The following is a 17,535-nucleotide window of genomic DNA, read 5'->3' on the forward strand; positions in this document are numbered from 1 at the left end:
ATGAAGAAGACACTTTATACGATAAGCCTTGCCCTGAGTATGGTACTGATGGGTTCTTGCGGCGATCTGCTGGACGTGAATTCTGACCCGGGTAGAGTAGGGGCAGACCAAGCTACAGTAGCCACGTTGCTTCCCTCAGCCCAGCGGTTTACGGCCAATACTCAATTTGGGGCTTCCCAGTACGGGGTGCAATATCCGCAGTACCTCGCTGGGCAGGCAATTGGGCAGTTTACGCCCTACGGGTTTGATCAATTATGGCTGCCTTTCTATACCGATGCTTTTCCTACGCTACAGGACATTATCACCAGAGCTGAAGCCGTAGGAGCATTCAATTATTCAGGCATTGCCAAAACGCTTTTGGCTTTAAACCTAATGACGGTGGCAGATATCTTTGGAGATGCCCCTTATTCACAAGCACTTCAGGGTACCTCCAACCTTTATCCTTGCTATGACAAGATGGAGGATCTGTATCGGGTGCATATTATCAAATTGCTTGACGAAGCTTTGGCAGATTTAGCCAAGCCTTTGCCTACCTCACCCGTTTTCCAGACGGTGCAAAATGACCTCATCTACAAAGGTAACTTAGCTCAGTGGACAAAAGCTGCACGTGCTGTAAGGGCCAGGTACTTCCTGCATTTAAGCGAGAAAGATCCGGCAGCTCTGGCTACCGCAGCTCAGGAAGCAGCGGCAGCTTTTGCCTCAAACGCCGATGACCTACAGTTGGTTTATGAGGAGCAGAATCCTAATCCTTGGTTTGGGTTCTTGGGTAATGCCAATAACAAACCTATGCAGCCCAGTTCATATGTAGTGGATTTGCTGAGTGGCAGGGGCGGCAGATTTCAGGGTGTGACTGACCCACGTTTACCTATCTACATGACTCGTACGGGTACTAACACCAATTACGTTGGGCTCACTCCAGGAAGATTAATAGGAGAAGCTGGCGTGAATGTGAACATGACACAAACCTCCTGGCATACCCGTGCCGTGGCTCCCATCTTGTTTATTACCTACGCTGAAACGCAGTTCATCAGAGCAGAAGCATTGTTCAACACAAACCGGGCAGAGTCTTATGCGGCTTACCGCAGGGGAATTGAGGCCAGTATGAGGAAGGTAGGGGTAGCTGAAACAGAGATCACCGCTTACATGGCTAATCCGGCGGTTGCACTAAGTCCTGCTACTTTAACCCTGCAGGATATCATGCTGCAAAAGTACCTGGGCCTGTACATGCAGATAGAAACCTGGACCGATATGCGCAGATACCAATACGCACAATCTGTGTATCCGAGGCTTGAGAAACCGGTCGTCAATCAGTTGCCGGGAAACCCTTGGGTACAGCGGTCTAACTTAGCAGATGAGGAGCCAGGGGTTAATACCTGCTTGCCTACCGGTGTTACTCAGACTAGTGTTTTATGGTTATTTCAATAAAAACAGCCCTAAAATGAAACGTATATCTAACCTTATTGCCTTGTTTTTACTGGCCTTCACTTTTGTGTTCAGTTCCTGTGACAAGGACCCTACCGATGACCTGGAAGATATCATAAAGGAGGATCTGGGGTATGTACCAAAGATAGCTACCTTTCGGCTTGTCACCCCCACCTCAACCGCTGTGCAACCTGGAGCCAACTTAACTATGGACCTGCGCTATTGGTCTGAGGGGCAGATCAAGGATGTACAGTTTTACATGATCAGGGGAACCCAGGAAACGAAGATAGGGGAAACTCCTTACGCCCCGGCCTACAGCAAAGTCACCCGCACAGACTCTCTCCTGTTTACTTATCAGGTACCCACTAATATTGCCCGCGGAAGTACCTTTACCATTCAGGCCCGGGTAGCCAACCAAGGGTTAGAGCAGTATCCTGCCAAGGCAACTTTAAGCTTCTCTGTACCACAGTAGCGGTCTTTCATAAAGGAAAATGCGCCAATAAATAAGCTTCTACACTTACTTATTGGCGCATTTTCCTTTATGAACTGATTCCCGCAGCTACTATTATATGGCTAGTTTAAGCTTAGCTGTTTTTAGGCTATTTTCTTAAAAACGATTATGAAAGAGTTAATTCTTAAATGTAATCCTGCTTAAGCGTAGCCCCGCCGATGCTCTGGATGGTCTGTTCACAGCCGTGATCGTACGTTCGTCTAACCAGGTAGTAAAGTCTTTTACAAACGCTACCTGCTTGTCATTGGCCACGTTTAATCCTACTGCTTTGGGTGGTTCTGAAGCACCGGTTAGCAAGTGTATTGAACGCGTGTACAGATCGGTTTTGCCTTTGATGGTTTCCAGGGTGAGTAGCTGCAGCCGGTTTCCCACTAGATGGGCATTATAGGAGATACCGGCAAAGCCTTCAGAGGCAGGAGCGGTTTGGTTCTTCACAACGGCCGAATTCCAGGTGGGCTGCAGAAATTCATTATAGGCGAACAGAAGGAGTTCCTTTGCATGGTAGTCACTGTTTTCGCCTCCATCAGTGTATTTCTTCTCCGCAATTACCAGGGTTTGCCCTTCTGTGCTTATGAGAATGTCTGAAAGGTAAATGTCCTGTAAACGGGCAGTGCCGGTTGCTTTGCCTAATTGTGCCGTGAACTCTGGCGTGAACTGGAATTCCTCCGCAAAGCGCATGTTGCCGGCGGCATAATCAAACCGAACCATTTTAAGGCTGCGGTAGTCTCCGGTTTTCTCCTCAGCAACTAACACGGCAGCGTAAAGGCTACTGTCCTGGTGAAGTTGAAAGTGGGTGTCCATCACGTACATATTCTCCCCGTTGAAGACTCCGCCCAACATTACTTCCATTACTTTGATTTCGTTGTTTCGGTTGTTGTAGCGCCGCACGCTCAGGCGCATGGAGTTGTTGGTGAGAATACTTACAAATTGATTTCCATGGTTATCTACCTGCACCTGGGCGCTTACCTGAATGCCCGCCCCATTCAGATCATAGGTGCGGTCTTTGATTTTAGTGAGAGAGGCATCATATACTGTAGCCTGAATTGATTTTAGCTCTTCGTTTTTAGTGACAGAGTGGTAAGCCACAATTTTAGAACCATCGGCTGAGGTGGTCACTGCTAGACGCCGGCTGCGGCTGGGTGCTTCAAGTAATTTTGTTTGCTTGATCTCCTTGCCTGAGTTTACATCAAACAGCCTTCCGTAAAGGGCTTGGCTTCCCTGGTCAGTTAATACACGGTGAGTGATCAATAAGACTGTTTGTTTGTTCTGCGAGAAAGCTTCTACGGTTTCGTAGCCCAGCAAAGAAACATTAGTTGACCAAGCAGCTTTTAAATCTGTTCCATAACGCTCTACGGCATAATTATTGTCGGACTTACGGCTGAGGATTACAAATTCAGTGGGGCTTACCGTGAATGCTTTCTTAGGAATGCGTTGGTTGTACTGGTCGCCTGCCGCCTCTGGGGCATACGTAAAGGCCGCTGACTTTATTTTCTGCGCCTGAACTAGCGGTAGATGAAGGAATATGCTGATTAGGAAAAATAGGGTGGATGCCCATAAACTCTTATGCATAATGTAATATTTAAATTGAGGGCAAATATACCCCTTAACGCGATGTAAGGCACTAACTGTATGTTTGTAGTAAATAGAATGAATAAGAAAAGTGTTAAAAGTCTATTAGAATAATTTAATTGTTGATTTATTGTCTAACTTTGCACCCGCTGTAAAAAGCAAACACAAACAGACAAAAAACATAGTATACAATATTAAAATATAGGTATACGCGCTGCTTTCACTATGTGGAAAACTTTATAAAGATGAAGTTCAAACCTGAGGTTAGTTAGTCCGTACACACCTTGGCTTGTCAAAATAGTGATAAGTCAAGATGAGTTTGACACTGGGAATCCGGTTAATGATTACTTAATAGAAGTTTAAATTTCTAGTAATTATTGTTGCTCGTTTATTGACGTATTTTGCTTAAGAAAGTATAGTAAACATTTTTATCAGATTATGAAGTTTATTTTTAAGATGTTGGTTTTGGTGGGGATGATTCTAGTTGGAAAGTTTTTGAAGCAAGCTGCTTCTGCTGAAGCTGGAACTAACGGAAAAGTACCGACGGAAGATAGTTATTCATTGAATGTTCAAGAGGATTTACCGTCTACGCAACAAACCAAGAATTATGTAGTACCAACCACTAAAAAACAGAATACTGAAGATACCTTTACTTACTCTTTCAACTAATTGCCTTCAAAATAAAAGATCTAGACTCAGGTCTAGCTGATCCTGCTCCAGTTTACGGCGTTGGCACTCAGTGACCGGATGTGCCGCAACAGGTTGGCATGTTCCGGAAGGCTTAAGTCCGGGTCTTTTTCTATAATGCCCAAGGCTGCATGGCGGCTCTCTTTCAGGATTTTGGCATCTTTTGCTAAATCGGCTATTAAAAGGTCCAGTACTCCGCTTTGTTGAGTTCCCATTAAATCTCCTGGTCCGCGCAACTTCAAGTCAATGTCAGCAATTTCAAAGCCGTTGTTGGTACGCACCATGGTTTCAATGCGGGTTTTGCCTTCTTTGCTAAGCTTGTAGCCCGTCATCAGAATACAGTAACTCTGGTCAGCTCCCCGGCCAACGCGTCCGCGCAACTGGTGCAACTGGGCTAGTCCAAACCGCTCGGCATTCTCAATTACCATGACGCTGGCATTGGGCACATTCACGCCCACCTCAATCACGGTAGTGGCCACCATAATGTGGGTCTGGTGTTTTACAAACCGCTGCATCTCAAAATCTTTGTCCTGCGGTTTCATTTTACCGTGTACCATGCTCACCAGGTACTCCGGGAAAGCGCGGGTCACACTCTCGTAACCATCCATTAGGTCTTTGTACTCAAGACCTTCAGATTCATCAATGAGTGGGTACACAATGTACACCTGGCGCCCCAGCTTAATCTGCTCTTTTATAAAACCGAAGACTTTTAACCGGTTGCTGTCATAGCGGTGCACGGTGATGATCTCCTTGCGGCCAGCGGGCAGCTCATCAATCACAGAAACCTCCAGATCACCATATAAAGTCATAGCCAGCGTGCGGGGAATTGGAGTAGCCGTCATGACCAGCACATGCGGAATGACCCGAGGGTTCTTCTGCCAGAGCTTAGAGCGCTGAGCCACGCCAAAACGGTGCTGTTCATCTACTATGCACAAACCTAAGTTGTGGAACTGTACTTCATCTTCTAAAAGGGCGTGGGTACCCACAATCATCTTCATCTCACCGCTGCGCAATTGCTCATGCAAAACCCTTCGGTCTGATTTTTTAGTGGAGCCAGTGAGTTTGCCCAGTAGAATGCCCAGCTTGTCTGCGTACTGTTTTAAACCTTGGTAATGTTGATCGGCGAGGATCTCAGTGGGGGCCATGATACACGCCTGTGCCCCGTTATCAGTGGCCAGAAGCATGGTCACAAAAGCCACAATGGTTTTCCCGCTTCCCACATCTCCCTGTAAAAGGCGGTTCATTTGCTTGCCGGAGTTTACATCCTGGTAGATTTCCCGTACTACCCGCTTTTGCGCATTGGTCAGGTCAAAAGGAAGGTGGTTCTTGTAAAACTCTGTGAGGGTAGGAGTTTTGCTGAAGATTTGCCCCTCCAGTTCGGCTTTTCGTTTGGTGCGGGTCCGGAGCAGTTTAAGCTGGGTATAAAAAAGCTCCTCAAACTTCAGGCGGAAACGGGCTGCTTGCAGAGTGTCCCAGTTGCTGGGAAAGTGCACCTGCTGCATCGCCTCCCGCTTTGATACCATGCGGTAATGATCCACCAACTCGGGCGTGAGCGTTTCTGAAAGGTGGGTGGGAGACTGCTTGAGCAAATCAGCCATCATTTTGCCGATGACTTTGCTGTCTACCCGGTGGTTCTTTAGTTTCTCTGTAGTGTGGTAAACGGGTTGTAGAAAGCTTTGCCCTTGCTTTACCTCAGTAGCTTCTTCCAATTCTGGGTGAGCCATGTTGAAGCGGCCATTGAACAAACTGGGTTTTCCGAAGGCAATGTATTCCTGGTTTACCTTCAACTGCACGTTGAGCCACTTCACGCCTTTAAACCAGACCAGTTCCAATTCCCCTGAGGCATCTCTAATGATAGCTGATAGGCGTTGCTTCCGGCCTTCGCCCAACAAGTTTTTCTCCAGAATACGGCCCTTGATCTGCACGTACTGCATGTCTTCGTTCAGATCCGCGATGTCGTGGAACTGGGTACGGTCCATGTACCGGAACGGGTAATGCTGGATAAGATCGCCGTAAGTGAAGATACCCAATTCCGTCTGCAGCAGACTGGCGCGTTGAGGACCAACACCTTTCAGAAATTCAATCTTGGTATGGAAAAAGCCGGATGACACCTGTGGGGAAGTAGCTTTGTTTTAGGCCCGTTTTCTGGAATATTATTCCAAAACGTGGTTGAAGCTGCCTGTAAAATTAAGCAAAAGTTAGGAGGTCGGCTAATGAGCAAAGCGGGTTTTATGGAGAAGGAAGTGATGCATTGCTTCTGTTTGAAGAGTCTTTTCCGTAAATCAGGTTTGAAACAGGGGAACGCAATGCCCTCTTTCTGCAGCACAGCTGGGCTAAAGCTAATTAGAAGGTATAGCCCCAACGTACCCACATGAAATCAGCTGCCGTATGTAACCTGAAAATTTTTAAAAGGTACTTCAGTTACCTACACCCACCATGACTATGAAAATAGCGACTTACAATGTAAACGGAATACATGCCCGCTTGCCAGTCTTTCTCCGCTGGCTGGATGAAACCGCGCCAGATGCAGTGTGTCTGCAGGAGTTGAAAACTCCTCAGGAAAAATTTCCGGAACAGGCCTTACTGGAGGTAGGCTACCAAGCCGTCTGGCACGGGCAGAAAAGCTGGAACGGGGTGGCTATTTTGGCAAAGGGGCAAAAACCGGAGGAAGTAAGCAGAGGCTTGGCCGGTGACCCTGAGGATGACCAAAGCCGCTACCAAGAAGCCATGGTGAACGGTGTGTTGATAGGATGTTTGTACCTGCCCAACGGTAATCCGGCTCCTGGACCTAAATTTGACTACAAACTGCGTTGGTTTGATCGGTTTAAGGCGCATGCCCAGGAGCTTCTGGCCTTAGACATACCGGTGGTGCTGGCCGGTGATTACAATGTTATTCCCACTGAGTTGGATGCCTACAAACCCGAACGGTGGGTAGAAGACGCCTTGTTCCGGCCCGAATCTCGGGCCGCGTTTGAGGAACTGAAAGCCCAGGGCTGGACTGATGCGCTCCGGCAACTTTACCCCACTGAAACCATCTATACTTTCTGGGATTACTTCCGGAATGCCTATGGCCGAAATGGGGGCCTTCGGATTGACCACTTACTGCTAAGCCCACAACTTACCAGTCGCTTGGTCTCCGCCGGAGTAGATCATGAGGTAAGAGGGTGGGAGAAATCAAGTGACCATGGCCCGGTCTGGATTGAGCTGGATATTTGAGAAATGGCCGCTAAACAGAAAGGCTTGCCTGAGATGGAATTTACCACTCAGACAAGCCTTTCTGTTTATGAAGTAAGCAGCCTATTTGCTTTGAACCTGTTTTTCAAAAACAACCTCCAAACGCTTGGCTATTTCACCTGACTTGTCCAATGCAGGGTGTTCAGCAGGTGCACTGCGTCCTTCTTCAGGTATTCAATGACTGGGGCCAAAGAATCATTAGAGGTGGAGGTTCTGAAATAGAGAGCGCCTCTGAAGAAATGCTTGGAGCTGTCTGTGAGATAGAACTGGAATTGGCTGGGTACTTCACCTTCTAGCTCAAACACGCTGGCAGTGATGCCCGTGGGTGTTTTAATCTGGCTTTCCTCAATGGCGTAGGCCTTAATTTGATGGCGGGAAGTCAGCTTACGGGCATCTTCTACCAAGCCATTGAACATCTTGGGGTCCTGGTTAAAGTTCTTGTACGTGAGCTGAATGTTCGCTTTAAACCTAGGATAATAGATGTCAATCCAATGCGGTTCAGCTATACGCGAGGAGTCTTTCAGAATCTTTGCGTAGACCGAATGCTCAAACGTGTAAGGATGCTGTTCTTGTAACTGCGTGTATTTCGCCTCTGGTAAATCTATGCGATTATAGCCTTTTGGTTTAGGGGTATAGTCTTCTGTGCAGCCAACTAAAAACAGGAAACCGCACAGAACAGCGGAAACCAACAGGGAATTATTCTTTTTCATTCTGAGGGTGGGGCACTGCCTCGTGCACCCGTACTTTCTTGATTTTTTTACTGTCGGCGGCTTCAATCCGGAAGTGGTACGGCCCTAATTGTATTTCTTCGCCAGGGAGCGGAATACGGGAAAATAACCGCAGCATTAGACCCGCCACTGATTCTACTTCGCCTTTGATGTCTTTCAGCAATTCAGCGGGTGGATCTACTACTTTGCAGAAATCGTGCAGGGAAGTGCGGCCCTCAAACAGGAACGTGTTTTCGTCCAGCTGCGTATAGTAGTGGTCTTCTTCCTCATCCAGTTCGTCGTGTATTTCCCCTACAATCTCCTCAATCACATCTTCCAGGGTAATTAGACCAGTTGTGTCTCCGTATTCATTCACCACGATAGCCATGTGCACGCGCCGCTCCTGAAACTCGCGTAGCAGATCGTCTATTTTTTTGGTTTCCGGTACAAAGAAAGGGGTTCTGATCAGGTTTTGCCAGACAAAATCTGCCGGAGCATTTAAGTAAGGAAGCAAATCCTTTACATACAGCACGCCATCTATCTTGTCTAGTCCTTGGGTATACACCGGAATACGAGAATAGCCCCATTGGGGAACTTGCTTGAGCAGCGCAGGGAAAGCCATGCGGCGTTGACAACCTGTAACATCTGCCCGGGCTCGCATAATCTGCTTAGCTGTAATGGTGCTGAAGTTGACAATAGCCTTTAACAATCCTTTCTCCTGCGGAGAAGCTGGCTCTAAGGGCGCTTGGTCCAAGGAAAGCGAAAGCTCTTCTGAGGGAGAAGGTGTCCCAAAAGCTACTTTGGTGCGGCCTACCAGCAGCTGCAAAGGCATAATCAAGGAAACAAATGGGGCGCCAAACGCCTGCACCACATTTAAAACTGACACCAGAATGGGAGCAGGCGTAGCTTCCTGTTTTCGTTTAGCCCAATAAGCTACGCTTAGCCGCAGAATCAATAAAATAACCGCTACTCCCAACAAGCAGGCTGATATGATTAACCATGCATAACGGGTAGTTACAGGTATGAAGTTTGCCAGAAGCCAATAGCTCACCAGTCCCAGAAATACGTGCAGCGTAGACGTCAGGAACACTCCAGCCAGAACAACTCTCTCTGGTTTCTCAAAGACGGGGAGTGATGGTAAAGCTATTTTTTGTCCGGAAGCGGAGGGGGTGCTGTTTGAAAGAACCTGTTGAAAGGCAGCCAATGCCGCGGCTATCAGCAGGGTGCCACCAAAAAGCAGCACAAAAAGGGCAGCGGGTAAAACCCAGTCTTCCCCAGGAGCAGTTGATAGGGATAAGGATAGAAGAGAGCCCCAACTGGAGGGCTCCCCTAATGCTGGTATACTTTCCAAAACGTAAAGTTTCGTTCAACAATATGTTAGAAGGGCAGATCGTCTGGCTCTTCTTCGTAGGCAACTGGTTTGTTAGATGGGTTGCCTTTGCTTTGACCAGATCCTGCACTAGTGTTGCTTACGCTGGCAGAAGAAGCCTCGTTGCCATAGTTTCCGGCACCTGCTACTGCTCCGCCTTCAGGCCTGCCACCAAGCATGGTCATGTTGTCGGCTACAATTTCAGTGCTGTAGCGTTGCACGCCTTCTTTGTCCTGATAGCTGTTGGTTCTGATTCTTCCTTCAATGTATACAGACTGGCCTTTCTTAACGTATTTTTCAGCTACCTCTGCCAAGCCCCGCCATACCACAATGTTGTGCCACTCGGTGCGCTCCTGCCGTTCGCCGTTCTTGTCTTTGAACGTTTCTGACGTAGCCAAAGGGAAACGGGCTACTGCCACACCACCTTCTAAGTGCCGCACCTCTGGGTCTTTGCCAAGGTTGCCAATTAAGATAACTTTATTGATACTCGCCATAGATTGAAATCTAGAGGTTTAAATTTGATTTAGCTTATAAAAATACTAAAAGAAATGCTCATCTAAAAATGAATGAATCAAAATTGGTTTTGGAAGTTCTTCAATTTCAGAAATTGAATATAGCTGTAGGCCAATAGATTCTTCTGTTTCCTCCCTTAAACGGAAAGGAAGCGAAATAAGATAAAATTGTGCTGAAACTTTCTGGTGGCTTAAGATGTGCTTGTACACTTTGCCCGTACTGTTGACGGGGAACGGAGGCAAGCCCAGTGCATCAAAAACCTGCTCCTGAATTAATTCTGGAATGGGGAACAACGAATCTGTTTCCAGAGTGAAAAAGTCATAAAGACCCTGCCAGATGTCATTGCCCGGACGCTTCTTTAGGTAAATTTTTCCTTCGTGCTGTAGAACAAAATAGTGAAAAAAACGCTGGCGGCTGCTTTTGGTTTTCTCTTTTACAGGTAACACGTTTATTAACCCATGCTGGAAAGCAAAACACTCCTGTTGCAAGGGGCAAAAAAGACAATCTGGTGCTACGGGCGTACACTGGATTGCCCCAAATTCCATAATAGCCTGGTTGAAGGTGTCTGGGTTACCTGTGGGAATGTGGGCATTCGCAATTTCCTCAAAAACTTTTTTGCTGGCTGGGGCCGCAATGTTTTCATGGCGGCCAAATACCCTAGCTAGTACGCGGTACACGTTTCCGTCCAATACTGCCACTGGTTCACGGTAGGCAAAAGAAGCAATGGCCGCCGCCGTATAGGAGCCAACTCCCTTTAATTGAAGCAAACCAGCATAACTAGCGGGGAAGATTCCGCCAAATTCAGAGACTACCTGTTTAGCTGTATAGTGCAGGTTTCTGGCTCTTGAGTAATACCCTAAGCCCTGCCACAGACGCAATACTTCATCTTCAGGGGCGTTGGCAAGGTCATGGATTCTAGGGAAACGCTCTATGAATTTAAGGTAGTACGGAAGCCCCTGCCGTACCCTGGTCTGTTGTAGAATTATTTCTGAAAGCCAGATAGCGTATGGTTCTGTGGTTTCGCGCCACGGCAGAGGCCTGCGGTGGCGGTGATACCATTCAATAAGGGCAGTACTGAAGAAAGTGGGGGTATTGGTGGCCATGAAAAGGCTTTAACAATTTGGTATGATGTTGGTAAGCAGCGTAAAGGCCAACAGATTTTTGAAGAAATAGTTTTATTTTGTGAAAAGCCCGGCTACCTTTGTGCCCCGATTTCAGGGTGCTGTAGCAATGCAGTAAACGTTTGTACAAACATATTCATCTTTACTCAATTACCTTTAAAAGATTAAACAAGTGACTAAAGCAGAAGTTATATCAGAAATTGCGGATAAGACAGGGATTGAAAAATCTGATGTTGCGGCCACAGTAGAAGCATTCTTCAAAGTGGTGAAGGACTCCATGGCCGATGGTAATAACATTTACGTGCGTGGCTTTGGAAGCTTTGTAAACAAAAAGCGCGCGAAGAAGGTAGCCCGTAATATTTCTAAAAACACGTCTATCATTATTGACGAGCACTTTATCCCCTCCTTTAAGCCGTCAAAAACATTCGTTTCTAAGATCAAAAACAGCAAAAAAATCAAAGAAACGGTTGTTTCTTAGTTTTTTGTACCTTTGCAGTCTTAACTAATTGTAACCTAATAATTTCCGGATAACAAGTTTATGTCAAAAGGTCGGATAGCGCTCATTCTTTCTGCCGTGGTGCTGGCTGTTTTGATGGCTTTGTTACCGAAAGTCATTATAAACAAAGGCAGTAAAGGTCAGTTTGCTTCTAACGGAGCTCCTGCCGCTGCAGACCAGTCTTCGCATGACCCTAATCATGAGGGCCATGAAGACCACGCCGCAGAAGCAGCAACTCCCGCAGGTGCGCACGTAGTGGCTACCCCCGCTCAGTTGAAGGAGATTGCAGAGTTACGCGTCAAGTTCAATCAAGCCGGCAGCCCACAAGCTAAAGGAAAACTGGCAGATGAGCTGGCGCAGAAATACGTAGACATTGCCAAGCATGACAGTGCCGGTTATTTCTATGAGCAGGTAGCGCAGGTAAGACCCGGCGAGAAAAGTTTTCAGAAGGCAGCAGATCAGTATTTTGAGGCATTCACATTTGCCGCTACGCAGGAACGCTCGCAGGAGCTAGGTGGTAAAGCGCAAGGATTGTATGAGCAAGTGCTGAAAAACAACCCTACTAACCTGGATGCCAAAACCAATCTGGCCATGACTTATATTTCTAGCAGCACCCCAATGCGGGGCATTACCTTGCTGCGGGAAGTGATTTCAGCGGATCCTAAGAACGAAAAGGCTTTGTTCAACCTGGGGGTTCTGTCTATTCAATCTAATCAATATGATAAGGCAGTAGAGCGTTTCCAGGAGCTGTTGGCGGTGAATCCAAATCATGTGGAGGGCACCTTTTACATGGGGGTGGCGTTATCTGAAACAGGGAAGAAAGCTGAGGCCCAGAAATCTTTTCTGAAGGTGAAGCAAATCAGCAAAGACCCGGAGGTGCAGGCTTCTGTAGACAGTTACCTGAAGCGTCTGAACAGCGCGCAATAACACGCAGTTAAAATATTTTTCACTTATAAAAAATCAACACTATGCCTTGCGGTAAAAAAAGAAAAAGACATAAGATCGCTACTCACAAAAGAAAGAAGCGTCTTCGTAAGAATAGACATAAGAAAAAATAAGGTTTAGCCTTTGATTCTGAAAGCCCACATTACCTCCTTTGGTAATGATGGGCTTTGGTATATTCTTCCACCTAAGCATCTAATACATTGAGTAACGAATTAATTATTAATTCTACTCAAGATGGAGAACGAATAGCCCTTCTTCAGGATAAGCGACTAGTAGAGTATCACTTCGACCGGAATGATACAAACTACTCTGTAGGGGATATTTTCCTGGGTACCGTGAAAAAGGTAATGCCTGGTCTGAACGCAGCGTTCATTGACATTGGGTACACCAAAGACGCGTTTCTGCACTACCATGATTTGGGAGAGAACATCAAGACTCTGAACAAATACGTGAAAACGGTGCAGACCCAGAAGAATGCTTCTGCCAAGCTTACTCCTGTGAAGTTTGAGCCCGAAATAGACAAACTAGGCAAGATGGCCGATGTCCTTAAAAAAGGGCAGCAGATCTTGGTCCAGATTGTAAAAGAGCCAATATCTACCAAGGGGCCCAGGCTCTCTTGTGAGATTTCCCTAGCCGGCCGGTACCTGGTGCTTGTGCCCTTCTCTAACACCGTAAGTGTGTCAAAGAAGATTGTAAGCAAAGAGGAGCGTACGCGTCTAAAACGTCTTATTTCCTCCATTAAACCGGAGAATTTTGGCGTTATCATCCGTACCGTGGCCGAAGGCCGCGAAGTGGCTGAATTAGACAAAGACCTCCGTACCATGTTGGCTACCTGGGAAGAAGGCATTGCTAAGTTGCGCACCGCTAAGGAACGCGACAAAGTAATTGGGGAGCTAGGACGCTCCTCCTCCATGTTGAGAGACATTTTGAATGAAAGTTTTGACAGCATTGTGGTGGACGACGCCAAATTGCATGACGAGATCAAAACTTACATTGAAACCATAGCCCCGGATAAGCTGAAGATTCTGAAGCATTACTCGGGAAAGGTGAAAACCTTTGAACAGTTTAACATTGAAAAGCAGCTGAAATCCCTGTTTGGGAAGACAGTGAGCATACCCGGCGGAGGGTATCTGGTGATAGAACACACAGAGGCCCTGCACGTGATAGATGTAAACAGCGGAAACAAATCCAACTCCGAGACGGATCAGGAAGCCACCGCTCTGAATGTGAATCTTACTGCGGCAAAAGAGGTAGCGCGTCAGTTGCGCCTCCGGGACCTGGGCGGAATCATTGTAGTAGACTTCATTGACATGAAATCGGCCGAGAACCGGCAAAGAGTGCAGGATGTAGTGAAGGAGGAAATGAAGAAAGACCGGTCTAAGTACACGGTTCTCCCAATTTCCAAATTCGGACTCATGCAGATCACCCGCCAACGCGTACGGCCTGAGCAAAACATTGTAACCGGCGAGGTATGCCCTACCTGCGGAGGCAGCGGCAAAATATCCGCCAGCATTCTGGTAACCGATGAGATAGATCAGACCATTGAAGATCTATTGACCCGGCAGAATCAAAAGAACATTACGTTGTTCGTGCATCCGTTCTTGCACGCGTACTACACCAAAGGTATCCTTTCCAAACAACGGAGATGGTTCCTGAAGCACTTCAAGCGGGTGAACGTGATGAAAGATACGGCGCTCGCCCTCACAGATTTCAAAGTGATGGATGAACACGGCGACGAAATTGAGCTGAAATCAGCTTACACTGAAGTAAATGGGTTACAAGACCGCGCGGTAGAAACAGAGTAACGTTTCCATTGCCTGCGATATAAAAGAAAAGCCCCCGTTGTGAAACGGGGGCTTTTTCGTGCAGAAAGTTTTTTGTTTTTGGCCTGTTTTCTGAAAAACGAGGCTTAAACCTTATTAGAATTTAACCCCAAAGTCAAGGGCGAAAGAGCTGCTTTTTAGTTCTACCTTGCTGTCGCTGAAAATGCTGGCATAATAGTCATCATCTACATCGGTTAAGCCGCGGTGGTAAGACAGGCCGCCAAACAGCTTGGTGCTTTGGCCTAATTGCTTCTCTACCCCTGCTCCTAAAATGGCACCGATTTCAAAAGTGTTAAAGCGTTGGGTAAAACGATCACCCGTATCATTGTCCACTTTCCGGTCGTTTACTTTAGCAGCCAACAAAGTGTTCAAAGAAGTTCCAGCCTGAAAATACACGCGGGTACCGGCAGAAATCTCATTGGTGAAAAGCTTGATGGAAACAGGAATCTCCAAGTATTGAAGGTTGATGTCATCTGAACCCTCGATTATGGTTTGTGTAGTGCCCGAAGACTGTCTGTAATCATAGGCTACATTGCCTCCTTTGATGTTATAAATAAGGCCAGAACTGAAAGCGTAGTTTGCGCCAAAGAAATAATCAGCAATCACGCCCATTCCGAAACCTACACGGGCTCCGTCATTTTTAAAATTGTACTGCTCTTTGGCAATCGTGCGGGTAGACGTAACCGAAGGGGAGACTTTCACCCCAATTTCAATTTGGGCCGAAGCTTCTTGAGAGCCAAACAAAAGCGCGGCAAGGAATAAAACCAACGGAGTAAAGCGAATCATCTTCATGGGGTAAGAGGGTATTAAAAATTAGTAAGTTAAATTTGCCCAAATATAAAGGAAGAAAAAGGATGCGAGGCTATTTATTGCTGTTTGTTGTATTGTTTAGCATTGGATGTACAAAGAAGGAAACGTGTGAGATTCCGGATGAAGTAGCGCGCATACCAGTAGATATCACCATTGACCGACTGGAGAAACAGTTCTTCCAGATAAAGGCTGTGCCAGAGATGCAAAACTTTTTGCAACAGGAGCCGCTCCTGCGCGACAGGTTCCTTCTGCGCGACCGCTACCCTTCCCAGGAACTCATGGCCCAGAGCCTGCTGCGCCTGGCCACTGACACCAGCATCCATAAGTTGGCCCGCCAAAGCGATGAGCGGTTTAAAGACATGAAAGACTTGGAGCAGGACCTAGAAATGGGTTTTAAACACGTAAAATTTTACTACCCTTCGTTCCACGTTCCTAAAGTGCAGACCTTTATTTCGGGTTTGAGCCGTGACTTACTGGTGAGTGATTCCTTGATAGTGATGGGCCTTGACTTCTTTATTGGAAAAAAGGCTGCGTTCAGGCCACAGGCACCGCAGTACATACTAGAACGCTATGAAAAAGAGAAGCTGGTGCCGTCTGTTATGCTGCTGGTCTCCAACAAATTCAACAAAACAGACTTTGTAAACCAGGAGATGCTGGATGAGATGATAGATTACGGCAAGTCTTATTATTTCACCCAGAAAATGCTGCCGTGTACCCCAGATTCCCTCATTATCTGGTATTCTAGCCAGGAGCTGGCTGATGTGGAATACAACGAAGGAAAAATCTGGGCGCACTTCATTGAAAAAGGATTGCTCTACGAAACCAGCCAGTTCATTATCCGGAAATACATTGGGGAACGACCCAACGTCCCTGAGATCAGCCCGCGTTGTCCTGGCCGAGTGGCAACCTGGGTAGGCTGGCAGATTGTACGTGCGTATATGGAGAATAACCCTGACGTGACCTTGCAGCAACTCATGGAAGAAAAAGACGCCCGCAAAATTCTGGATAGGTCTAAATATAAACCCCAGAAGAAATAATCAATCCGGTTTAGGGGCTGTTTTCACCAAAGCAGCCCCTAAATATTTCCTCTAGTTTCTTAGAAAGTATGCACATAGCGCTGTTTCACCAGTATCACCACAATCCAGACTGCCCCGCCACGTGCCGGCATTACACGTTTATGGCAGAACTGGTGAAACGGCATCAAATTACTTTGGTAACTTCTAACGCTTGGGAAAGCAAACGAATTACTCGTAAATATGATTGGGTGCCCCCGGGAGTGAAGTTGGTGTCTGTAGATATTCCGTATTCAAACAAAATGGGGGTGGTGCAACGGCTGCAGGCGTTTGGCTCCTTCGCGACTCATGCGTTGGTAAAAGGCTTGCGCATGCCCAAACCCGATGTTATCTGGGGTGTCTCAACTCCGCTGACTACGGCATGGACTGCGGCGCAGGTTTCAAGGTTCAGACAGGTGCCTTGGGTCTTTGAGGTGCAGGACCTTTGGCCATCTTTCCCCATTCAAATGGGGGCGGTGCCTTCTAAGTTTGCCCAACGCCAGTTATATAACCTGGAAGCCTCCTTGTACCGGGAAGCCGCACATATTATCCCGCTGTCTACGGGTATGGAGGAGTACATTGTCCAGCAAGGCATCTCGCCCCAAAAGATCACTACGCTGGTAAACGGCACTGAAATTCCGCAGCAACCCATCACCTTTGCAGAACAAGATGCGTTACGGGAGAAACTGAACCTGAAAGGAAAGCGAGTAGTGTTGTATGCTGGTACCTACGGCCGAGCAAATGATATTCCCCTATTGGTAAAAACGGCAAACCTGCTGCAAGCTCATCCTGAGATTTGTTTTGTGTTCACCGGTCAGGGGTTTGATGCTCCTTTACTGGAAACTGCCGCAAAACAGCAAACCAATATCCGGTTGTTGCCACCGCTTCCCCGGCACCAGGTCTTCCACCTGTTTTCTATTGCAGCAGTGTCAGTCGTGTCCTTTATAGATTTACCTGTGCTGGAAGTCAATTCACCAGGTAAGTTGTTTGACAGCCTTGCCGTAGGAACCCCGGTGGTGGTTACCAATCCGGGTTGGACGAAGAAACTAGTGGAGGGGCACAACTGCGGTTGGTATGTTCCGGCTGGGGATGCAGAGGCGTTGGCTGCTACTTTGGTGCAGCGGTTAAATCAAGGACAGGAGTTGGAAACTATGCGCATGAATGCGGTTAAAGTTGCCCGTGAACAATTTGACCGCTTGCAGATGGTACCGATTTTAGAAGATATTTTTGAGAAAGTAGCCCAGAAGGGGCAATAAAGCTTTTCTTTATTGCCCCT

16 protein-coding genes are annotated in these 17,535 nt (G+C 47.0%); 9 read left to right on the top strand and 7 right to left on the bottom strand.

What is annotated here, in order from left to right; genetic code table 11:
- Together DC20_RS10145 and DC20_RS10150 are read left to right on the top strand one after the other, a co-directional pair.
- Complete coding sequence (locus tag DC20_RS10145) at positions 1-1,425, top strand: SusD/RagB family nutrient-binding outer membrane lipoprotein (protein ID WP_071885430.1); 1,425 nt, start codon at positions 1-3, stop codon at positions 1,423-1,425.
- 13 nt (positions 1,426-1,438) lie between these two features.
- Complete coding sequence (locus tag DC20_RS10150; protein WP_062543733.1) at positions 1,439-1,894, top strand: hypothetical protein; 456 nt, start codon at positions 1,439-1,441, stop codon at positions 1,892-1,894.
- Between the two features lie 156 nt (positions 1,895-2,050).
- On the opposite strand, the gene DC20_RS10155 is transcribed toward DC20_RS10150, so the two are convergent.
- Positions 2,051-3,502: a hypothetical protein gene (locus DC20_RS10155; protein WP_062543734.1), complete on the bottom strand. Its 1,452-nt coding sequence runs from the start codon at positions 3,500-3,502 to the stop codon at positions 2,051-2,053.
- A gap of 438 nt (positions 3,503-3,940) precedes the next feature.
- On the opposite strand from DC20_RS10155, the gene DC20_RS10160 reads away from it, so the two are divergent.
- Entirely contained in the window at positions 3,941-4,171 is a 231-nt protein-coding gene (locus DC20_RS10160) for a hypothetical protein (RefSeq protein ID WP_062543735.1), read from the top strand.
- 32 nt (positions 4,172-4,203) lie between these two features.
- Here DC20_RS10160 and recG read toward each other — a convergent pair whose 3' ends face one another.
- Positions 4,204-6,300 carry an ATP-dependent DNA helicase RecG gene (recG, locus tag DC20_RS10165; protein WP_062543736.1) on the bottom strand — a complete coding sequence of 699 codons (2,097 nt, stop codon included), beginning with the start codon at positions 6,298-6,300 and terminating at the stop codon, positions 4,204-4,206.
- A gap of 331 nt (positions 6,301-6,631) precedes the next feature.
- On the opposite strand from recG, the gene xth reads away from it, so the two are divergent.
- Entirely contained in the window at positions 6,632-7,405 is a 774-nt protein-coding gene (gene xth, locus DC20_RS10170; RefSeq protein WP_062545903.1) for an exodeoxyribonuclease III, read from the top strand.
- Positions 7,406-7,533: 128 nt separating this feature from the next.
- Here xth and gldD read toward each other — a convergent pair whose 3' ends face one another.
- Genes gldD through mutY form a run of 4 tightly spaced genes read right to left on the bottom strand, consistent with a single transcriptional unit; the run spans position 7,534 to position 11,115 of the window.
- Positions 7,534-8,133: a gliding motility lipoprotein GldD gene (gene gldD, locus DC20_RS10175; RefSeq protein ID WP_062543737.1), complete on the bottom strand. Its 600-nt coding sequence runs from the start codon at positions 8,131-8,133 to the stop codon at positions 7,534-7,536.
- Positions 8,120-9,481, bottom strand: coding sequence for a transporter associated domain-containing protein (locus tag DC20_RS23380; protein WP_245652336.1), 1,362 nt, complete (start codon positions 9,479-9,481; stop codon positions 8,120-8,122). Before DC20_RS23380 ends, gldD begins: the two co-directional genes overlap by 14 nt.
- Before the next feature lie 26 nt (positions 9,482-9,507).
- Positions 9,508-9,993 (bottom strand): single-stranded DNA-binding protein, encoded by a 486-nt coding sequence (locus tag DC20_RS10185; RefSeq protein WP_062543739.1) that lies wholly within the window; start codon positions 9,991-9,993, stop codon positions 9,508-9,510.
- Positions 9,994-10,038: 45 nt separating this feature from the next.
- Positions 10,039-11,115, bottom strand: a complete 1,077-nt coding sequence (mutY, locus tag DC20_RS10190) for an A/G-specific adenine glycosylase (RefSeq protein ID WP_062543740.1) — start codon at positions 11,113-11,115, stop codon at positions 10,039-10,041.
- A gap of 190 nt (positions 11,116-11,305) precedes the next feature.
- Between mutY and DC20_RS10195 the strand changes: the two genes are divergently transcribed.
- The 3 genes from DC20_RS10195 to DC20_RS10205 all read left to right on the top strand — a co-directional run bounded on the left by DC20_RS10195 (position 11,306) and on the right by DC20_RS10205 (position 14,379).
- The gene (locus DC20_RS10195; RefSeq protein ID WP_062543741.1) at positions 11,306-11,611 is read left to right on the top strand and encodes an HU family DNA-binding protein; all 306 of its coding nucleotides are present in this window, start codon (positions 11,306-11,308) and stop codon (positions 11,609-11,611) included.
- Positions 11,612-11,671: 60 nt separating this feature from the next.
- A complete protein-coding gene (locus DC20_RS10200; RefSeq protein WP_062543742.1) occupies positions 11,672-12,556 on the top strand; it encodes a tetratricopeptide repeat protein in 885 nt (294 codons plus the stop codon).
- Between the two features lie 218 nt (positions 12,557-12,774).
- Complete coding sequence (locus tag DC20_RS10205) at positions 12,775-14,379, top strand: Rne/Rng family ribonuclease (protein WP_062543743.1); 1,605 nt, start codon at positions 12,775-12,777, stop codon at positions 14,377-14,379.
- Between the two features lie 114 nt (positions 14,380-14,493).
- Here DC20_RS10205 and DC20_RS10210 read toward each other — a convergent pair whose 3' ends face one another.
- The gene (locus DC20_RS10210; protein ID WP_062543744.1) at positions 14,494-15,189 is read right to left on the bottom strand and encodes a porin family protein; all 696 of its coding nucleotides are present in this window, start codon (positions 15,187-15,189) and stop codon (positions 14,494-14,496) included.
- A 62-nt stretch (positions 15,190-15,251) separates the two neighbouring features.
- Between DC20_RS10210 and gldB the strand changes: the two genes are divergently transcribed.
- Together gldB and DC20_RS10220 are read left to right on the top strand one after the other, a co-directional pair.
- On the top strand, positions 15,252-16,244 hold the full coding sequence (gene gldB / locus DC20_RS10215; protein ID WP_062543745.1) for a gliding motility lipoprotein GldB: 993 nt from the start codon (positions 15,252-15,254) through the stop codon (positions 16,242-16,244).
- A 68-nt stretch (positions 16,245-16,312) separates the two neighbouring features.
- Complete coding sequence (locus DC20_RS10220; RefSeq protein ID WP_062543746.1) at positions 16,313-17,515, top strand: glycosyltransferase family 4 protein; 1,203 nt, start codon at positions 16,313-16,315, stop codon at positions 17,513-17,515.
- The last annotated feature ends 20 nt before the right edge of the window (positions 17,516-17,535 follow it).

The sequence above is a fragment of the Rufibacter tibetensis genome (genome assembly GCF_001310085.1).
In the GTDB taxonomy this organism is placed as follows: Bacteria; Bacteroidota; Bacteroidia; order Cytophagales; family Hymenobacteraceae; genus Nibribacter; species Nibribacter tibetensis.